The organism is Desulfovibrio intestinalis (assembly GCF_014202345.1).
GTDB lineage: Bacteria > Desulfobacterota > Desulfovibrionia > Desulfovibrionales > Desulfovibrionaceae > Desulfovibrio > Desulfovibrio intestinalis.
Window position 1 is genome coordinate 214,441 of the sequence record NZ_JACHGO010000005.1, and the last position, 19,965, is coordinate 234,405.

17 protein-coding genes are annotated in these 19,965 nt (G+C 49.7%); 8 read left to right on the plus strand and 9 right to left on the minus strand.

Annotated features, from left to right (window positions below; genetic code table 11):
* Window positions 1-66 precede the first annotated feature (66 nt).
* Window positions 67-1,440 (minus strand): dihydrolipoyl dehydrogenase family protein, encoded by a 1,374-nt coding sequence (locus tag HNQ38_RS09265; protein WP_183719707.1) that lies wholly within the window; start codon window positions 1,438-1,440, stop codon window positions 67-69.
* Window positions 1,441-1,707: 267 nt separating this feature from the next.
* Between HNQ38_RS09265 and HNQ38_RS09270 the strand changes: the two genes are divergently transcribed.
* Window positions 1,708-2,817, plus strand: a complete 1,110-nt coding sequence (locus tag HNQ38_RS09270; protein WP_183719708.1) for a transglutaminase-like cysteine peptidase — start codon at window positions 1,708-1,710, stop codon at window positions 2,815-2,817.
* An 8-nt stretch (window positions 2,818-2,825) separates the two neighbouring features.
* Window positions 2,826-4,940 (plus strand): HD domain-containing phosphohydrolase, encoded by a 2,115-nt coding sequence (locus tag HNQ38_RS09275; protein WP_183719710.1) that lies wholly within the window; start codon window positions 2,826-2,828, stop codon window positions 4,938-4,940.
* Between the two features lie 146 nt (window positions 4,941-5,086).
* Here HNQ38_RS09275 and HNQ38_RS09280 read toward each other — a convergent pair whose 3' ends face one another.
* The 3 genes from HNQ38_RS09280 to HNQ38_RS09290 all read right to left on the minus strand — a co-directional run bounded on the left by HNQ38_RS09280 (window position 5,087) and on the right by HNQ38_RS09290 (window position 7,540).
* Window positions 5,087-5,977 (minus strand): DMT family transporter, encoded by an 891-nt coding sequence (locus HNQ38_RS09280; RefSeq protein WP_246388080.1) that lies wholly within the window; start codon window positions 5,975-5,977, stop codon window positions 5,087-5,089.
* Between the two features lie 2 nt (window positions 5,978-5,979).
* Window positions 5,980-6,699 carry a B3/B4 domain-containing protein gene (locus HNQ38_RS09285; protein ID WP_246388081.1) on the minus strand — a complete coding sequence of 240 codons (720 nt, stop codon included), beginning with the start codon at window positions 6,697-6,699 and terminating at the stop codon, window positions 5,980-5,982.
* A gap of 91 nt (window positions 6,700-6,790) precedes the next feature.
* Window positions 6,791-7,540, minus strand: coding sequence for an AraC family transcriptional regulator (locus tag HNQ38_RS09290; protein WP_183719712.1), 750 nt, complete (start codon window positions 7,538-7,540; stop codon window positions 6,791-6,793).
* Window positions 7,541-8,059: 519 nt separating this feature from the next.
* Between HNQ38_RS09290 and HNQ38_RS09295 the strand changes: the two genes are divergently transcribed.
* The 4 genes from HNQ38_RS09295 to HNQ38_RS09310 all read left to right on the plus strand — a co-directional run bounded on the left by HNQ38_RS09295 (window position 8,060) and on the right by HNQ38_RS09310 (window position 13,808).
* Entirely contained in the window at window positions 8,060-9,166 is a 1,107-nt protein-coding gene (locus tag HNQ38_RS09295) for a class II glutamine amidotransferase domain-containing protein (RefSeq protein ID WP_183719714.1), read from the plus strand.
* The gene (locus HNQ38_RS09300; protein WP_183719716.1) at window positions 9,154-10,785 is read left to right on the plus strand and encodes a glutamate synthase-related protein; all 1,632 of its coding nucleotides are present in this window, start codon (window positions 9,154-9,156) and stop codon (window positions 10,783-10,785) included. Before HNQ38_RS09295 ends, HNQ38_RS09300 begins: the two co-directional genes overlap by 13 nt.
* Before the next feature lie 22 nt (window positions 10,786-10,807).
* Window positions 10,808-13,102, plus strand: coding sequence for an FAD-dependent oxidoreductase (locus tag HNQ38_RS09305; RefSeq protein ID WP_183719718.1), 2,295 nt, complete (start codon window positions 10,808-10,810; stop codon window positions 13,100-13,102).
* 196 nt (window positions 13,103-13,298) lie between these two features.
* Complete coding sequence (locus HNQ38_RS09310) at window positions 13,299-13,808, plus strand: nitroreductase family protein (protein WP_183719720.1); 510 nt, start codon at window positions 13,299-13,301, stop codon at window positions 13,806-13,808.
* A 191-nt stretch (window positions 13,809-13,999) separates the two neighbouring features.
* Here the strand turns inward: HNQ38_RS09310 and HNQ38_RS09315 are convergent, their stop codons facing one another.
* From HNQ38_RS09315 to pdxR, 4 genes are all read right to left on the minus strand, one after another.
* Window positions 14,000-14,692 (minus strand): DNA-3-methyladenine glycosylase family protein, encoded by a 693-nt coding sequence (locus tag HNQ38_RS09315; RefSeq protein ID WP_183719722.1) that lies wholly within the window; start codon window positions 14,690-14,692, stop codon window positions 14,000-14,002.
* A complete protein-coding gene (locus HNQ38_RS09320) occupies window positions 14,670-15,179 on the minus strand; it encodes a methylated-DNA--[protein]-cysteine S-methyltransferase (RefSeq protein ID WP_183719724.1) in 510 nt (169 codons plus the stop codon). The genes HNQ38_RS09315 and HNQ38_RS09320 overlap by 23 nt, the downstream gene beginning before the upstream one ends.
* 83 nt (window positions 15,180-15,262) lie before the next feature.
* A complete protein-coding gene (locus HNQ38_RS09325) occupies window positions 15,263-15,829 on the minus strand; it encodes a bifunctional transcriptional activator/DNA repair enzyme AdaA (RefSeq protein WP_221277864.1) in 567 nt (188 codons plus the stop codon).
* A 95-nt stretch (window positions 15,830-15,924) separates the two neighbouring features.
* The gene (gene pdxR, locus HNQ38_RS09330; protein ID WP_183719726.1) at window positions 15,925-17,349 is read right to left on the minus strand and encodes a MocR-like pyridoxine biosynthesis transcription factor PdxR; all 1,425 of its coding nucleotides are present in this window, start codon (window positions 17,347-17,349) and stop codon (window positions 15,925-15,927) included.
* A gap of 158 nt (window positions 17,350-17,507) precedes the next feature.
* On the opposite strand from pdxR, the gene HNQ38_RS09335 reads away from it, so the two are divergent.
* A complete protein-coding gene (locus HNQ38_RS09335; RefSeq protein WP_246388082.1) occupies window positions 17,508-18,017 on the plus strand; it encodes a pyridoxamine 5'-phosphate oxidase family protein in 510 nt (169 codons plus the stop codon).
* 441 nt (window positions 18,018-18,458) lie between these two features.
* Here HNQ38_RS09335 and HNQ38_RS09340 read toward each other — a convergent pair whose 3' ends face one another.
* Entirely contained in the window at window positions 18,459-18,848 is a 390-nt protein-coding gene (locus HNQ38_RS09340; RefSeq protein WP_183719730.1) for a DUF302 domain-containing protein, read from the minus strand.
* Between the two features lie 754 nt (window positions 18,849-19,602).
* Here HNQ38_RS09340 and HNQ38_RS09345 point away from each other — a divergent pair.
* A complete protein-coding gene (locus HNQ38_RS09345; RefSeq protein ID WP_183719732.1) occupies window positions 19,603-19,923 on the plus strand; it encodes a cupin domain-containing protein in 321 nt (106 codons plus the stop codon).
* Window positions 19,924-19,965: the final 42 nt, after the last annotated feature.

The following is a 19,965-nucleotide window of genomic DNA, read 5'->3' on the forward strand; positions in this document are numbered from 1 at the left end:
CGCTGAAGACATACCATTCTTCAGAAATACGGGGCACAACGCCACAGATATTTTAAGCATATGATATCAGCCGATCTTTTTTGGCGGCGCCTCAAGAGCAGTGTGCAAAATTTCATCCAACGTTGGATGCGCGAACATGAAATGGTGCAGACGCTCTCCACAATACTGACCAAGCAGTAAAAGCTGGGCTACTGTCACAAGATGCGAAACACCGTGACCTAAAGCTGCAATGCCAGCAACTTTGCCGTTTTGCCATACCACTTTTACAAAGCCGCAGGCATCGCCACCAGCCTGAGCAATGGCATTCGTCATCAACTGAGCACTTGAAACACCAATTTCTCCACCCTCTGCCAATGCCTGACGCTCAGTTATTCCCACGCGCATGATTTCAAGGCTGCCATACACGCATGACGGGACAGGGCCAGAATTATAAGGAGCCTGTTCCATCTCGAGAATGTGTCTCGCAACATATGTTCCTTGATGTTCGGCAGCGTGGGCCAAAAGAGTCTGCCCGTTAACGTCGCCTATGGCGTAAACCGTTGGCGAAGCCATAAGGTATTCATTTACGCTCACGAACCCGCGCGGATTCAAGCCGCAGTCCGCTTTTTCAGCGCCAAGGTTTTCAGTATTGGGAACACGGCCAACGGCCACAAGGGCCTTTTCTGCAAACAACTCACGTCCGTCTTCCAGAGTGAGAACCGCTTGATCGCCGCGAGTGAGCAATGAAGCTGCTTTAACACCGCTTATGCAGGTAATGCCTTTCTTGCCAAAAAGTTTTTGCATCTCTGCAGCAATATCTGCATCCTCAGTGGGCGCAATGTGTGGTGCAGCTTCCACAACAGTAACCTTGGTACCCATCGCGTTAAAAAAGTCAGCCATTTCAAGGCCAATAGCTCCTGCTCCAACAACGATGAGGCTTGCAGGCACTGCGGGTATGGCAAGCAGGGCGGTGCTGTCCAGTATGGCGTCATTATCGGGGCGAAGACCGGGAAAAGCGGCAGACCGGGAGCCGGCAGCCAAAATGATGCGCCGAGCCTCAAGGGTGGCGCTTACCGTGCCATCATCAGCGAGTACTTCAACATGATGCGCTCCAGTGCAGCGAGCATGTCCATTGAATAAGGCAACTCCTGCCTGTTCAAGCCCCTTGGTCAAGGCCTGAGCTGAACCTCGGGTAAATCTTTGGATACGTTTTTGAAGGGCATCGTAGTCTACCTCAATCGTACCTTTTGCAACACGCTGGCGTTCAAGACCGTGCAGCAACCCTTGCGGTGCGGTGGCTCCAAGCAGCATCTTGGTGGGAATACAACCACAATTCAGGCACACGCCGCCCCAGTGGGCGCTTTCTACGATGGCTACGCTTGCGCCTCCATCAGCCAAAACGCGGGCAGCCTTGGCCCCGCCTGGACCACCACCAATAATAACCACATCAAATTTGCTCATGTACGCTCTCCACCACAGTATCAGTTGGTTATGCCTAGGTCTGGATCTGACCCGTATACAAGGCACACAGTCTGCCAAACCTACACTACAGAATAGGCAAAGGTCCAATGTAAAGATGCCACCCTTTGCCCCAGAAGAGGCGTACAAGCTTGGCTTTCTTCCATAAACAAATGCTCGGCTTTTGCATCTGGACGCGACTGCCTATTAAATATATTATTTGACAAAGCATGCCCCAAGTACCCCGCAACAATCCCGCAAACTCCATTCATGAAAACTAACCGACTGCTGCGTTTTTCACTGATAACAGCACTGCCTTTGGCTGTGGTGTTCTTGCTGGTGGCTTTAACGGCACGGTATTTTCTTCCTCTTCCGGCAACGGCAGCACAAAACACTGCCTCAGGAATTGTTGCTGGCGGGCTTGTTGGCGACGATTATGCGCCCGAGCGTCCTATTTCGACCACTTTGGACAAGGTTGATCAAATTCAGCCTTCTTCGCTCGAGGGTTTTACCCGGCAGCCTCCAGCCCCAGCATCAAACAAGCAACAAACGCCTCGCCCAGGAAAAAAGAATGCCCCTAGCAATCAGGAGGGCGTCGGGCAGCCGAATGAAAGCCGTGATGCGCTGCAAGACAGTGAGAACACAGCCCGTCAGGATGACGGCAAAGCGTCGCCTCAGGACCAGGGAAATGCCGCTCCTGAAGATGAAGGCGATGACGTTGTTCCCGCTTCTCATGATAAAGTTGACGTTCCAACAGCCGATTCAGCTTCCGCCACAAGTTCAAGTGATTTCTCAAAGGAGCAGGTCGGCACTTCTGGCAATAAGGTTCAGCTTTTTGGAACCGTAGAATTTAAAAGACCTCTTTCATCGCTGCCCGGTTGGCTTACTCTGCTGAAACGTAATGCAAAAGATCCTATTTTTATTCCCGGAAAATATTTTAAAAAAAGTGTCACCTGGGACAATTTCAAAGAAAAAGCCAAGGGTAAAAGCCCTATGGATCTACTCCGTTACGTTAACTCTTTCTGGAATACCTGGCCCTATAAAGAGGATATCGTAAACTGGGGAGTAGAGGACTACTGGGCAATACCAGCAGAGTTCCTGAAAAAATCTGGTGACTGCGAAGATTATGCTATAGTTAAGTATTTTACCCTTAAAGAATTGGGCATTCCAGCCGAAAATATGCGTATCGTGGTCGTGCGCGATACCGTGCGCAACCTGGCGCATGCCGTTCTGGCGGTATACTTGAATGGCGACGCCTATATACTTGATAACCTCAGTAATGCCGTCTTGTCACACAGCCGGATCAGGCAGTACAGCCCACAGTATTCGGTCAATGAAGTAGGCCGTTGGGCGCACCTTAAAGGTCGCAAGGTAAAGTAGGTAATACTATGAAGATGCAAGAAATGGATGCCCAAAGTGTAGCCAGTAAATACCGCCTTAAGAAAGCTGCCGTGGCGGCTGTCAGTCTGGCGCTTTTTGCCGTAGCGGCTGCAGTGGCCTACGTGCTATGCACACTCCAGATAAAAAACGTGACGCAGGAAGTTTTGAACAGCCAGCGTGACATGGAGCAGGTCTGGATGGAAAAATCGCTGGATGCCATTCATACATGGCGCAGCGGTCTTACCGAGCAGGCCCGCTTTATCAGCTCCGCTGAAATGTTTCGGCTTTACGCTGTAGACGTGCTTAACCTTGGAGCTGACGGCGCAGTACGGCTTGCATCTCCAGACGCGGAATCAAGCAGCGATGAAGCCCTGCGCTCTCTGGCAGAGCAGCGGCCCTATATGCAGGACCTTTTGCAGGATTTTGTACGCAGCAGACAATGGGTTGCGGCTCGCATCGTCACACCTGACGGCCAGCCACTTGTCATGCAGGACCAGAGTGCTCCTCTTGGCGAACCGCAGATGACGTTGGTACATGAGGCCATGACCGGAAAAACCTTAACTTTCGGTCCTGTTCGCGTTCTTGGGCAAAATCTTGTTATAGACTTGGTTGACCCGCTTTACGAGGTGCTGGGACAAGGCAATACCAAACCTGTGGCCGCGCTACTGGCCACAGTTCCGATAGACAGAGCCCTGGCCTCCTTCTTGGCGCTGAGCCAGGAACAGCACAGAGAAATTCAACCTTGCATCGTTCAGCGTAATGACAACAACATGCAAGCCATCAGTCTGCGTGGCGGCAGGGCAGAGTTGGCCCCTTCTTTAGTACAAATGAGCGAGGGAAGCCTCATTTTCAAGCGCAGACCGGGCATTGCTGAAAAAGGTGAAACCTACTCGCTGGGAAGCTATATCAGTGTACTTAAATGGTGGATTGTGCTGGAAGTGCCTGCCAGCGTAGTTGACTCTGTACTGGAAAGACAGGCTAATCAGATTTATGGACTGGGCATTCTTGGCAGCCTGGGCACCGCCTTGCTGGTTGCCTTGGTATGGGCCAGCATTGCTGGACGCGCTTACCGCACGACAGCCATGCATTTTCAACGCCTTTATGCCCTCATACGACAACAAAAACTGATGTTGGACAGCGTAAACGCTTCTCTTCAGGCTGGCCTGCTGCTTGTTGACAGTCAGGGGCAGGTGCAGATGTGCAACCCGGCTTTTAACAGTATTGCCGGAAAAGCAGACGTAGATCTGATCGACAAAAACCTTACTGCCATATTGCCCGCTGCGGCTGCAACAGCCTTGCAGAAAGGCATGGCTATGGTTACGGACAGCAAAACTGAAGGCAGCATTGAGGTATTGCTCGACCAGCCCCAAGGGGAGCGTCTGTACCGGGTAACGCTCTTTCCCTTTGAGGACAAATTGCAGATGGAATCGCCTGTTTCAGGCGGGTGTGTTGGTATTTTTCAGGATATCACGGAATTCCGACGCAGGGCAGAGGCCGCTCGTGAACGTCAGGCCAGCAGCACCGCCGCCTTGGTGCGTGCCATCGAAAGTGTGGATAGAAACCTCATTGGTCATTCGCAAAAAATGGCGCAAGTGGTGGATCTTCTGCTCACGACCATGAATATTTCCGATAAAGACAAAGACACGCTGCGCCTGGCGGCTCGGCTTTCTCAGGTGGGTAAAATCTTTGTTCCCCGTCACTTGCTGACCAAGACTGAAAAGCTCACGCCAGAAGAGCAGAGCGAAGTCATGCGCGCACCGGAATACGCCTACAGGGTTCTGCATGACCTGCAGTTCGACCTGCCAGTGCCCGATGCTGTTTATCAGATGGGAGAACGGCTGGACGGAACAGGTCAGCCGCGTAACCTCAGCGGCGAAGACATTATACCTAATGCGCGTGTTTTGGCAGTGGTTAACGCTTTTTGCGCCATGGTCAGCTCTCGCTCTTACCGGGCCGGAATGACGCCGCAGGAAGCCATTGCGCTGCTTGAACGTGATCAGGGTTTCGATCAGGATGTTGTGGCAAAGCTGGCGTCCCTGTCTGCTGACAGCCTGAAAGAGGCAATTGACGCCAGGGCTGAGAATTCTTCGAATTCTGCCATCGGTGAAAACACACTGCAATGACAAAGAAGTTTTAAATAATCTCATCCGTAGACACGCCGGAGTCCTCTTTGAGGGCTCCGGCGTACTTTTATAGCGGCAAACCTCCTGCCGAACGGGTTGGTCGGCTCCATGTATCAGCAGTGTTTAGTGAGGGGCAGGGTTTATTATTACCCTCTTTTAATGGTCATAAGAAGAACTGCTGCCATAACAAGGCTACAGCCAGCCCAGCCCATTGGCGTAAAATTTTCACCAAAAAACGCCCATACCCAGAGTGTGGCAAACAGAGGTTCTATATTACCAACAACAGCTGCCTGTATCTGACTTATCCGCCTCAAGCTTGCAGCAAGGGCAACATATGCAACATAGTTTGTCAGAAATCCCAAGGCAAACAAAACTGCCCATATGTACCATGTTTTGTCCGGTGTATAGGATACAAAGGGCAGTAGGAAAATGGTGCCACCAAGCAGCATGTAGGTATAAATTATTCCCGTTGAGTAGCGGAGCCCCCAACATGCGTAAAAAGGAAAATGTGAGGCATAGGCGATACCCGCTAATAATCCGCAAATAATGCCGAGCGGTGAATAAACTGCCGACAAGCTGCCACCTGCAAAGCAAATCAAGGCCACACCCGCCAGAGCAGTTCCAATAGCGAACGTTTTTTGTAATGAAATAGCTTCACGAAAAAATATACGTGAAGAAAGGGCCACCCAAGCTGGCGCAGTATAAAGAAGAACCATAGCTGTAGCGGCTCCGCTCAGTTGAATGGAAACTTGCAGTGCTCCGAACAGCAAGCCAACGCCCAACCAGCCGAATAAAAAGAAAGTGGAAGTATGCCGCAATGAAACACGCAAACCTCCAGAAAAGGCGGCTTGTGCGGAAAAACAAACGCACCCGATAAATGCTCGCCAAAAGGCTGTTTCCAGCGGAGAGATTCCATAGTTTAATGCTTCTTTGGATAAAGGGCCTATAAAGGACCAAAGAATTGCCGCGAATGCCGCGAGTGAAAATCCCATAATATTTTGCTGTTCATTGGAAAAAACTGAAAAGTTATTTTTCATGATCAAATAACGGCTATACTCAAGTCAACAACAGCGGCATATTGTTCAAAATAGCGCTGTGTAATGCTCAGGCTGCCCTCAAGCGCATCCAGCCCGGAAAAAGAATAGATAATTGTCATAGCCTCTTTGGTGTTGCCAGTGATCATCGCTCTTGTGGAGTCGCTGGTGGGACTGCCAAAGGGGCCAGCGGCATCCGCAAAAACCGGCATATTCTCAAGAGTCATGCCAGTCTTGCCAATACCCTCATAACTCTCGCCCTGTAGGCCCAGACGGAACTCCACTTCCGGGCCAATGTGCGAGATATCGTATGAGCCCAAAGAAAAACCTGTTTCAAGCGATGCAAGGTTATTGGCATCAACCAGAGAGTTAATCTGGTAAAGGACTTTTCCCTGACGCACACGCCGATACAGAGCTTCGGATGAAATACGGTGCCTACCGGGATCAATCCCAAAGGATTTATAGGCAGCCCGGGCCATGCCTATATTAGGCATATCCGGCAAATTTGTTGTGGTCAGTTTTTGCTCAAGGGATGGTGCAAATTCGTTTTTATAATAATCCCAAAGATCTTGATTTTTGGAGTACACATCAACGGTGTAGTATAGGCAGGCAATATGGGTTGCAGGCCAGGCAGCTTTTAAATTTTCATCAACGCGAATAATTGGGAGTGCCATGCGGTATCCTTGCTGCAAGCAGATATTAAGTAGCAGTGTATTTTCTGCCAAAGTGAAAAAACGTGACTATGGCTGCGTGTTGCTTCTCTTTGGCAAAACATCTTCTGAGATATGGTAGCGCTCGCAGTATTCGCTGTCTTGTTTATTGCTCTTGTTTTTTTGGCCAGAATTCCTGCTGTTGCCGTCTATAGGCTGCTGGGGTCAGACCTGTAGTGCGCCGCATGACCCGCGTCAGAACGCTTTGATCTGAGTAGCCCACTCTCAACGCCAAGTCCGCAATTGGCAAATCGGTTAATGCCAGCCAGCGTTGGGCTTTTTTAATGCGTAGGCCTGTAAGCCATTCTTGAGGTGTTTTTTTGAATCTTTTTTGAAAAACCGCATAAAATCTGCTTTGGCTCAGTCCAACCTGTTCCGCCATCATTCTAACTGACCACGGTTGATCCAACGAATTTTCCACACGGTTTACCATATTAGAAAAGACGGCCCAAGGCATTGAAAGGGCAGAAGGGGAAAGCGAAGCGAGCAGCAACTGTACCCAATGCTCAGAAATTTTTTCCAAAGGAATATGTTCATGTTGAGCAGTTGCTGCAAAGTCCAGAAGTTGCCTTGTCGCCAAGGCAGTAGACAAAAAAATACGCTCGGTCAGATGATCTACAATCGAATGACAAAGCTCACTTTCATTGCAGTTGACGACAAGAAATTTATTTTGCTTGTCAACCTGCTGAGAATGGATGACTCCTGAAGGTACAAAGGCGCAATGGTCGACATCAAGTTTGGCATTTATGCCACCGACCTCAATCTCCATTTCGCCTTCCAGTGCGAGTACAATTTGCGCATGGGTATGAGTCTCATCAGGGAGTCTTCCAGTATAACTGATGAAATCAAGTTGCATTTTTGTATACCTTTTTGTGTGCTATTTTTCTAATGATCGCCCATCCTCGTACCGCGAGTTTACAGGAAAGTATAGGAAGTAATGGCAAAGCACCTACTGGCATTGTTATGGGCGTCCTACTGACATTATCCCTCACCCAAGTGAACCTGTAGATGCAACTGTGCTCCACGCAATCAGGAAAAGATCATGTTTATGTCATGGCCCCTGTTTGTAGGAGCAAAGAATTTTTTTTAAATTTCTCCCCCGTAAGCACTTGCTTATCATTGCCGTTTGTAGGAAGGTCAACTTCCCCCCTGTGAAAGTGACCGAAATTGCCCGCCAGCGCGGTTTCGACAGTCCGACAGGACTGCCCGGCCACAAGGCCCCAGAAACCGACTTTCGTTCACAGCTCTTTTGTTGCGCCTTGGTGCCCAATGGAGCTTTCAATTGGCACCTCCCCCATTGCGGGTACATCAGTGTTGCGGTTGCCGCGTATTGCGGACCGGTCTTTCCGTGACGCTTTTTACCGAGGTTACAGATATGTGCAGAATTGGCTCTATCAAGAGCAAGACGCCAGTGCCCCCCTCAGTGGCGCTCAATCTTATGTTGCCACAGCAGGAAGGCCACGATAACTCCGGATTCGCCATGGTCATGCAAGACCTTGAGGGCGTATTCAGTCATTACAAAGACAAGCCGCTGCTTTCATTGGCCTGTACCCCTCAGGGTGTACAGCTTGTGAACGACTTCATGGAAGAAAAGGGTTTCGTACAGGTGGCACAATGGGTGCCGGAAGTAGACAAGAAACCTGGATTGAAAATTGAAGCCATGCCGCGCTATGTCTTCCGCAACTACGATTACCCTGAAATTTACCGCTACCGTCGCCAGGATGAACGCGAAGATCTTCTGCTCGACACGCGCCTTGAGTTACGCGCCTTGCTGGAAAAAGATAACAACGGCTTTGTCTATTCTTTCTGGCCTGACGTGTTGACCCTGAAAGAGATCGGCGACCCCGCCGATATCGCGACATATTTTCGCCTTTGGAACGACGACGGACGCCTCACTGCGCGAAATATTGTTACGCAGTGCCGGCAAAACACCAACTACGCCATCGTGCGCTATGCGGCCCACCCGTTTTTTCTGCAAGGCTATACCCTCTGCGCCAACGGCGAAAATACCTTTTTCACCAAGAACAAGGAATTTCAAAAAGCGCTGCACAGAGGCTACATCGGCTTTGAATCCGACTCGCAGAACTTCCTTTACACGCTGCACTATGTACTGCATGAGCTTGAATGGCCCATCCGGTACTACAAGCATGTTATCACGCCACTGCCTTTTGTTGAGGCAGAGCAGCGTGCCGACAGTAAAGTGCTTGGTCTCATCCGCGAATCATTGGCCCACCTTGAAATAAATGGTCCTAACACCATAATTGCCCTTTTGCCTGATGGCAGGATGATGACCTGTTGCGATTCGAAAAAACTGCGTCCCGTGGTTGTCGGTCGTTACAAGGACATGGTGGCAATTGCATCAGAAGTATGTGGTCTCAATGCCATCATGCCCGATCGAAATGTGGCGGAAGATATATACCCCCACGAAAGGGAAATGCTGGTTATTGACAACGATCTGGCGGTGGAAAGATGGAATCAGTAAAAACTCAGGATGTCAGCGTCAATGATCTGCGCTGGAAGATAGATTACCGCCTGGACCTGTGTACCATGTGCGGCTCTTGTGTGGCCGCCTGTACATTCAACGCCATTGAAGTGAGCATGATGCGCCGCAGCGTGACGCTTTCGCGCAAGGCATTTCCTGATCCTTCACAAGAACATATGGCCCGGCCCGTCATTTCACAAAAACCCAGCATTGAACACGCTTGCGTGGGTTGCGGCATGTGCGAAAAAATATGCCCCAACGCGGCTATTCGCCCTGTACGCAATGTAGACCAGCGTTTTCCCATGCTGGCACGGGGGCACGGCCCGATCAAACGTGGTGGACGCAGCAACCTTGCCATGCCGCGCACGCTTGATTCCATCGTTGTGGGCCGTATCAGCCAGATGACTGACCCGGCTCTGGACTCGGAAAGGCATACCTTTGATATCCGCTCGCCTTTGGGCCGTGTCATGCTGGCTCAAGAACTGCCTCTGCGAGTGGAAGGATCAAATCTTATTCTTACTGACCGCACGCCTACAGTGAACTGGGTTTACCCGGCCATATTCAGCGATATGAGCATCGGCGCGCTGTCTACCCGGGCCTGGGAAGCCATTGCTGTTGCCACGGCGTATCTGAACGAAAAATGCGGCCTACCTGTGCGCATGTGTTCCGGCGAAGGCGGTATGCCAAGTAAATTGCTGGAATCTGAGCAACTGAAATACATGATCCTGCAAATTGCCTCCGGCCATTTTGGCTGGAACCGCATTATCAGGGCCATGCCACGCATGAAGGTGGATCCCGCGGGTGTGCTTATAAAGATCGGGCAGGGCGCCAAGCCCGGCGACGGCGGCCTACTGCCCGCAGCCAAAGTCGCTCCGCACATTCAGGCCATTCGTGGCGTACCCAGGGCGACCCTGCATTCGCCGCCGAACCACCAGGGCCTGTACTCCATTGAAGAATCCGTGCAGAAAATGCACCTTTCGCTCAATGCGGCTTTTGGTTTTCGTGTACCGGTGGCCATCAAGTGCGCGGCTTCGGCCACATCAGTTTCGGTGTACAACAACCTGCTGCGCGATCCTTACAAGATTTGCGGTGGTTTCTTCATCGACGGCATACAAGGCGGCACCGGCGCAGCCAACGAAGTTTCGCTGGAGCACACTGGCCACCCCATCGTATCGAAGTTGCGCGACTGCTATCAGGCTGCTGTAGCTCAAGGGCTGCAAGGGCAGATTCCTTTGTGGGCAGGCGGCGGTATAGGCCTTTCAGGCAATGCAGCAGCCGATGCTTTCAAGATGATCTGCCTTGGAGCCAATGGCGTTATTATCGGCAAAATACTCATCCAGCTGCTCGGGTGTGTGGGCAACGAAAAAGGCCGTTGCAACGCCTGCAATACTGGCAAATGTCCCACAGGCATCTGCACTCAGGACCCGCGTCTTGTTAAACGACTTGATGTGGACAGGGGTGCACAGAATATTGTGGACTACATGCTGGCCTTTGACTCCGAACTGCGCAAGCTGCTGGCCCCTGTGGGCAACAGCTCCATGCCAGTTGGGCGTTCAGATGCGCTGGTAGCCACAGACAGGGCCGTGGCCGACAAACTTGGCATTCAGTATGCCTGCTAGCACTTTGCACGAGGATGACAGTATGTTGCGCGTAAATACACTGCAAAATCATGAGCGCATGTCTACCCAGGATCTGCTGCTGGCTATTGAGGCCGCGGTGGAGAAGGGCGAGACAGATTTTTATATTGAAGCATCAGGGCAGCACGACATCGGTGGCCCGCTTTGGAACAAGGATGGCAAAAAGCTCACGTTCACTGTGAGCAATCCTGGCCAACGGGTTGGCTCAATGTGCCTGCCCGACACTGAAGTTCTGGTTGAAGGTTCCGCACCTGCTGACGTGGGTTGGCTCAATGCGGGCGGCAGCATTACCGTGCGCGGCGATGCTGGCGACACAGCTGCACACTGCGCCGCAGCTGGCACCGTGTATATCGGTGGGCGTGCGGGGACACGCTCCGGCTCACTGATGAAGCATGACCCTATGTTCTCGGCTCCCGAGCTGTGGGTGCTCAAAAGTGTGGGCAGCTTTTCGTTTGAGTTTATGGGTGGCGGCAAAGCTGTAATTTGCGGCCATGAGAGCCAGACCCTGCCGTCTATCCTGGGCGAACGCCCCTGTGTTGGCATGGTGGGCGGCGCAGTCTACTTCAGGGGACCAGTAGGCAATTTGTCTCAAGACGTGCGTGTCAGCCCGGTCGATGCAACAGATATTGCATGGCTTGAAACCGGACTGGACAGCTTTCTGAATGCTATCAATAAGCCACAGCTGCGCAAAGAACTTTCTGTCTGGAAGCATTGGAGAAAAATTACTCCTTTGCCCTATCAGGAAAGAGAGCATGAAGAAACGCCCAGCCTTGCGCAGTTTCGCACCAAGGAGTGGGTTATTGATGGTATCTTTAGCGATGTTGCACCAGACGACTTTGCCGTCACCGGGCTTGTAGCACGAGGGGATTACCGTCAGCGTGTGCCCCTGTGGGAAAATGCCCGCTATGCCGCCCCTTGCGAGTTCAACTGCCCGGCTTCCATTCCTAGTCAGGTGCGCTTCAATCTGCTGCGCGAGGGCAAAGTAGATGAGGCGTATCGGCTGGTGCTGGATTATACGCCCTTTCCCGGGTCCGTCTGTGGCAGTGTGTGTCCCAATCCCTGCATGCAGAGCTGCACGCGCAACGAGCTGGACAGCCCCGTGCAAATTGGCGGGCTTGGCTCCTGCTCGGCTGACATAAAAATCCCCAAGGCCAAAAAGCGTACGGGCAAGCACATTGGCGTTATTGGTGGTGGTGTTGGCGGTCTTACCGCAGCATGGCAGCTGGCCCGCATGGGTCATGACGTCACAGTGTATGAGGCCGACGCGGTTATGGGGGGCAAGCTTGAACAGGTCATCCCCCGCGCCCGGTTGAACCACGACCTGCTGCAAAAAGAACTCAAGCGTATTGAAGACCTGGGCGTTAACTTTGTGAATAACTGCAAGGTAGACGCCAAAAAATTCAGCGAGCTTCGCAAAAAGCACACGGCACTTGTTGTGGCCACTGGTGGTCATGTTGCCCGTATATTCCCCTGGCCGGGGCATGAAAGAATCGTTGCGGGCATTGATTTTCTTAAAGCGGTAAATAAGGGGCAGCCCCCCAAGGTGCCCGAAAACGTTATCGTTATTGGGTGCGGAAACGCTGGTATGGACGCAGCCGCCGGAGCATACGCCTCGGGTGCCAAGCTGGTTACCTGCATCGACTTGCAAAAGCCTGCCGCTTTTGAACATGAAATCAAGCAGATTGAAGCTCTGGGCGGCAAACTTGTGTGGCCTGTCCAAACCAAGGAAATCACAGACAAGGGTATTGTTACCCAGGAAGGCAGGCTTATTCCCGGCGAGATGGTCATTATCACTGTTGGTGAATCGCCGGATCTTTCTTTTCTGCCTGAAGGGCTTGAGAAGTTTCGCGAATGGATTGTTCCCAAACCTGATCTGAGTATTATGGACGGCGTTTTTGCCGTTGGTGATATTATCAAGCCCGGCTTGCTGGTACATGCCATTGGCACTGGCCGCGAGGCAGCACTTTCCGCAGACGCCTGGATGCGTGGCGAAAGCTACACGCCAACGGAAAAACGTCTTGTCCCGTCGACGCGGCTGCACACAGCCTACTTCGCCAAGTGTCATGACAATGACCTTCCCAGCCCCCAGGATGAACACAGCCGCTGCATCAGTTGCGGCTCTTGCCGTGACTGCAAAATGTGCCTCAAATCCTGCCCGGAAAAAGCCATTGACCGTAAGCAGGATGAAAACGGTTTTGAGTATGTGTCTGACCCTGCCCGCTGCATTGGCTGCGGCATCTGCGAAGGCATATGCCCTTGTGGCATTTGGACTATGTATCCAAACTGGGATATGAGCTAACCGTTCAAATGCGGCAGAGCAGATGATAAGGCCGTACCTGCCCACTGACCTGCCATTTTGAGTGTAAACAGCCAAACAACTCCGCGCGCCGCTGGAAATACCTCCACGGCGCGCGGTTTTGTCATATGCTTTTCCTTTTATGCAATATGGTGCATATTTTTCCTGCCCGTCAGTTATTTTTCAGGAGAATACAATCATGGACGTTTTTGAAGCTATTTTTACACGCCGCAGTATCCGTGAGTTCACATCTGAGGACGTGAGTGACGCTGATTTGGAAACAATACTGCGCGCGGCTATGTCTGCCCCCAGCGCGCATAATCGTCAGCCCTGGCATTTTGTTGCTGTGCGTGACAAAGACTTGCTCGCCCAAATCGCCGAGGCACATCCTTATGCCAAAATGGCTTCCAAGGCACCTTTGGCTATAATTGTTTGCGCCAATCCCGCTGAAGCCAAAGAGCCTCGTTACTGGCAGCAAGACTGCACTGCAGCCCTGCAAAACATACTGTTGGCGGCGCGTGGCAAAAATCTGGGCACAGTATGGTGCGGCATGCATCCGCTTGAAGACAGGGTGGAGCCCATTCGCCATTTGCTGAAAATTCCGGCGGATATTAATATTCTGGCTCTTGTAGTTGTTGGTCATCCGGCTCAACCCTTTAGTGAGGCTGACCGTTTTAAAGCTGAAAAAATCCATCATAACGGCTGGTAACGAGAGCAGATTGCCTTTAAGAAAAGACATTTTCAAAGCTTAAAGCACGCTTGCTGCGGCCTCTAACCGGACAAAGCTCATTTTAGAATAATTAATCAATAAAGAGGCCGAACCAGGAGTTTTATTCTTGGTTCGGCCTCTTTTTGCTTTTTCGTCTGCATCACAAATGCAGGCGTTGGCATTGAAAATGTTTAGGCGCTCGAGGATGGCTGCTTTATTATTTGCTTTTTAGGCTTGGATTTTCCTGGTGCTGGGTCTGTAAGGTCAGCGCAGGCTCCTCCCGCAATAGCCCAAAGATACAGGCTGGCAATGGAAGAGTAGGGGGTATAACGCTTTTTATATTTGGCAAAAAGCGTTGGGGTCATTTTACGGTGCCTGTACAGCATGCGCAGCCCACGCTGAATGGCCAGATCGTCCCAACTCAGGATATTGGGGCGCTGCATCGAAAAGATCATAAGCATTTCAGCTGTCCAGAGGCCGATACCCTTTAGCTGAACAAGCTGGGCGCTTATTTCAGTATCTGTCATGGCTGGCAGTAGTTTCAGGTTCAGGCTGCCATCCAGTACTGCATCCGTGATGCTTTTGATGTACAAGGCTTTGCGCATGGATATGCCGCATGCCTGCAAGATTTCTGCATCCAGATTGCCAAAATTTTCTGGCGAGATGGGAGCAAGGCGCTCTTGCATCCGCTTCCAGATGGTCACTTGAGCCTTGGTAGATATTTGCTGACCAACAATGGAGTTTATGAGCGCCTTGAATAAATCGGGTTGTACCTCACGATGAATGTGCCCGATTTTATCCATTGCATCGGCGAGCAAGGAATCGCGCGACCTGAGCCACTGCTTTTCCGCTTCGCCGTACTCAAAATAATTTGTGCTGGTCATGATTTTTTTCCGGCAGAGCAGGACGCCAAATTTTTTCAAGGTTTAGCAGGTACTGTTTGATGGAAAGGCCTCCTGCGTAGCCTGTCAGGCTTCCATCCTGCCCGATGACTCGATGGCAGGGCACAATAACGGCCACCGGGTTACGGTTGTTGGCCATCCCCACGGCCCGGCTACCACCGGGATTGCCAACCAAGATGGCTATGTCTTTGTAGCTGCGCGTTTCACCAGCGGGAATAGTGAGCAAGGCCTGCCACACTGCTTTTTGAAACGTGGTACCTTCAAGTTTCAAAGGCAGATCGAAGTTTTTTCGCTTGCCATCAAAATATTCTGCAAGTTGCTCTGATGCCTTCTTGATAACAGGAGTTTCTGTCAGCTCAAAACCTTCAGGTGATTCTTCAGTGCTGAAGAAAACCTGACATATACTTTCGTCATCAGCAGCGATGCCAACTTTACCTATGGGGAAGTTATAAAACCATATATTCTTCATAAATAGCCTCTATCCAGTTATCGCATCAATGGATTTTCCGCTTTCATTGAAACTGTGCCGGGACATTGCTTAATGGCCTGTATTCATTGGCTGATGTTTTTTGAGCTGATGCGGAACTTTTTAGGGGTCGTGCCTGTCTGCTTTTTAAAAAAGCTGTAAAAAGCTGGCAAGCTGCTAAAACCAATATCAGCGGCAATATCAATGATGGGCATAGCAGTTTCAGCCAACATTTTTTTAGCTTGCTGTTCTCTTTTGCAGCCAAGGTACTGCGCAGGAGCCATACCATAATACTGCCGAAAAACGACGGCCAAATGACTTTGTGTAACCCCCAGCTTCTGCATTTCAGCAACCAGCAGAGGGCGATTGTCGAAATGATTTTCAAAAAGTTGTCTGGCTTGCTCAGCAAGCTTTGCAACGGGATCATGCATGGCCAGTTCTGGCCGGCAGCGCTTACAGGGGCGAAAACCTGCGTCTTTAGCCTCTTTCTCAGTCATAAAGAATAGCGTGTTTTTTCGCAGGGGAGTTCGCGATCTGCATGAAGGACGACAATACACCCCAACGGTTTTCACTCCATAAAGAAATAATCCGTCGTACATTGAATCACAGGCAACTACGGCCTGCCACATTGTCTCTTCTGTAAGATTGATCATAAGAACCTCACCCTGTTACAGCTGCACTGTAGCACCTCTGCGCTCGAAGGTCTTACTCATTTCCAAGATCCAATTCGTACTGGTAACAGGCAGGCTCAACACCACGCAGCTTTCAGCATTTTTAATGCGCTTACAATATCTGATTCGGACAGCATGCCATACCCCATAAAGAGGCAGTTTTTTGGGCACCTGGCCTTATCACTCCAGAGGAGTGAGGCCGGATGCACCTTGATTTTTGCCATAGCAGCTTTGCTTACAAGCTCTTCTTCACTTGGGCCGCCAGTAAATTCAAGAAGAAGGTGCAACCCGGCATTATGACCGTGAATAGTGGCGCGCTCGCCCCACAGCTGGTTGACAGTATTTACAAACAAGTCGTGTTTTTTCTTTTTTTGCTGGCATATCTTCCTAAGATGCCTCTCCCAATGACCTTCAGCCATGAACCGTGTCAGCACTGCCTGTTCGAGCCAAGGAACTGTACATTGAAAATTGGAAAAAATCTCGCGGAATCGCTGATAAAGCTGCGGCGGCAGCACCATATAGGACATTCGCAGTCCTGGGGAGAGCACTTTTGAGAGGGTACCCAAGTAAATAACGCGCCCATTTGTATCAATTGATTGCATTGATGGAATAGGACGCCCACTGTAACGCAGTTCGCTGTCATAATCATCTTCAATAATAAAGGACTCGTTTTCCATAGCCCAATTCATGATCTCCATACGCTTGCTGATGGGCATAATAACACCCGTGGGAAACTGATGAGAAGGAGCAATATGCGCCACTCTGGCAGACGATTTGGCCAGCACGGCAAGGTCCAGCCCGTCCTCCTTTACAGGAACAGCGATGGTGCTGATGTTAAAACATTCATAAACGGCTCTGGCCCCATGATAGCCTGGCTCTTCAAGAGCAACTAAGCTGCATTCTCCTTGAAGCAGGCGCAAAATGGACATAATTGAGGGCTGCAATCCGCTGCATATGATCACCTGTTCGGCAACGCATCTAACCCCGCGGCTGCGATAGAGATATGACGCCAGCTGATGACGCAGCGGCAAATAGCCCGCAGCACCACTATACGAATGCATTTCAGTGGAATAGCCCGAAGCGGCGTCATCATCAGCCAAAATTTGAGATGTCAGTTTTCGCCAGATGGCATTGGGAAAGGTTGAGCCATCAGAATTTTCATAGCTGAAATTGTAGCGGTAATGTTGATTAATCTTCTGTGCATAATCATTGCCCGCAGGGGAAAGTGGTGCAGGCGGGCTGGATTCCATCTGGTGCAAAAGCCCATAAATGGGATTTACCTTGTATCCGCTGCCTGGCGTGGCTGCTATATAGCCTTCAAGGGCAAGCTGGGCATACGCGCTTTCAACTGTATTTTTTCCAATTTGCATCTCTTTGCACATGGCTCGAAGAGACGGCAGCCTTGTTCCTTCAGCTCTTGCCCCAGACAGTATATCCGCCCGAATCTGACAATATATTTGCTGAAAAAGCGGCATGGCACTGGTGGCATCCAACTTTAGCATGTCCCCTCCACAGGGGGAAAAGGAATTTCTTGAGCCACAAACGGCAAATATGTCGGGTGTCAGGTTAAAAAAAGTAAAACTGTCCCTGTTCATTTGAGCAAAAACATTGCTATGATCAGGCCACACAAACATATACGAGGGGTATTATGCAGGCAAGAATGAAAAAATATCCACTGGCGCAGGAAAAAATAGTTGAACTGCTGACCTCAGAACAAATTGGCCGCCTGGCAACCACTGGCCCGGATGGATTTCCCTATATAACGCCCGTGCATTTTGTTTTTATGTCAGACAAAATTTTTATTCATGGGCTGGCTGCAGGAGAAAAGCTTGCCAATATAAAAAATGACGGTCTTGTTGGCTTTGAAATTGATAAAATGCACGGATTTGTTCAAGATGAATTGCCTTGTGATACAAACACAAGCTATGAAAGCGTGATTATCAGGGGACATGCCGCTCTGGTCACGGATATTGACACCAAGATCGCGGTGTTAAACGCGCTTGTTGATAAATACATACCGCAGCATTCGGGTAAATCTTACCCTGATGCGATGTTGAAAATGACTGGAATTGTTGAAATATCTATTCAGTCTTGCACGGGAAAACACTATCCAGCCTGGGCGCAAAAAGAGCTTTTTCAAACATTCGCACATTGGCGAATTTTCGGGTAGTGTTGGCATGAATCTATACATGGCAACACTACCTGTAGAACAGGCAATATGCTTTTGTATGCAAATTGAAAAAGGCGGAGAATTGCCGATTTCTCCGCCCGGTGGTCACGGCCTGCACTGTCCGTTGCGGCGAACGGCCAGGCTTGCAAAGGATTAATATCGGTCCCTTCGCTTGTGCCACCAGCCCAAGGCGCCCGTTGTGTGACTACTACTTGGGCGTTCCCTGCGGGGTTGACGCAGGGCTGATGGGAAAAGCACCTCTCCCCCCTTGATGTGCTCTTGCCATCAGTATCAATATGCTAGGCGTCTCAGCGACTCGTGAGCAAGTAGGCAGACCAGATACAACAGTCATCGCGCTGATTGCCCAAGCTCTGGATATTGTGAGCATGGTCATCTGCTATTTGAAACCGCAGTAATAGAAATTTCCGTGTAGCCAATTTTTTATTCTACAACTGCTATCAATTCATTCAGAAGGTTTTGCATTTTGCCAACAGCAGGCAAATTCGACAAACGATACTGTTGGGCCAGCGAAACCATATTGGGCATTGCAAGGCATGTGGTGCCGCCTTCATCTTCCCACACCAAAATTCGTAATGGCAGTTCAAACGCGACGAGAGGATTTTTTTGCATTAAAAGTGTCCCCTCCATTGGCGATCCAAACACCAGTACCGTCATTTTTCGCAGTGACAGGTTGACCTCCTGAGCATTTTTATGGTGGTCAAATTTTGCAAAAATGGTAATTCCTCTGCGTTCCAATTCACTTTCAATAGCAGCCAGAGCCGTCACGACATCGCTTTTACGGCGTACAATCTGAATGCTGCAAGTTGCCATTCATGCTACTCATTCTTCCCCCGCTTCATGCCTGCAATAACTTCTGTCAGGCCGTGCGCCTGCTGCGCAGTTTGCCTGAAGCCCCATCATATCTACTTCCTCAGCGATGCTGTCTGTCAGAATGGCGACTCATCTCACTGGGCACAATCTGTTCAACTTTACTGTATGCCATACTCGTTTTATTATTAAAATAGTTTGTTCAATTTGAACTATTTTTTGCTCTTATAACATAATTAAATAAATTATTAACTATTATTTAGATAACATGTCAATAATTTAAGATTATATTCAACACAATTATGTACTTAAAAAATAAATCTATCAATGGTAAATTACATTTACCTGTCGCAGTTATTTTTAATTCATTATAAGAATAAAACAAAAAATAAGTTTAAATCCTAAAATTAAAATACATAATGAAAATTTAAAATATTAACCAGATAAAGATTCAACGTGCTTCCAATTAGAACAAAGCCTCATTTGGCATGAGATGGGCCTCAAAAGTCAACCTGAGCAGCACAAAAAGTCTCTTGTAACTTATTGTAATTAATGAAACTGATACTTTCATTTTTGTAGCATACCCTTGTTATCTATCAATTTGACAGAGGAATGTTGTGATATATTATATTTGCAAGACAAAATAAAATTCATACACAATTGTGAGCATCATCACAGAAAATAAATCAGCTCATTTCTACGGTAACACTAACGGTGCCAATTCCAAAAAATCGCCATACGCGGCAAAGGGAATATCATGAAAATACTGCAGCTTGAATCCACACGCGAATTTTCGGCAAATGCCATGAAGCGGTTTTTTCTTGTTGAGGATTCTCCCAACTTCAAGATCATAAACTTCAACCTTGATGCTGGCGTGACTTTTCCCGTTCATTCGCATGATTTGGACGGTGAACTCTCGATACAGATACTTGAAGGTGAGGGGTTCTTCCTTGGGGCGGATGGTGCCAAGCTTCCTGCCGCTGCCGGAGACATACTGATTTCTGAAATTCGTGAGCCGCACGGTGTGGAAGCAACTACACGCATGCGCCTGCTGGTGACCATAACCCCGCCCATCTAGCCAACCGTTGCTTCGGATCGCTCAGACCCGAATATGCTGTAT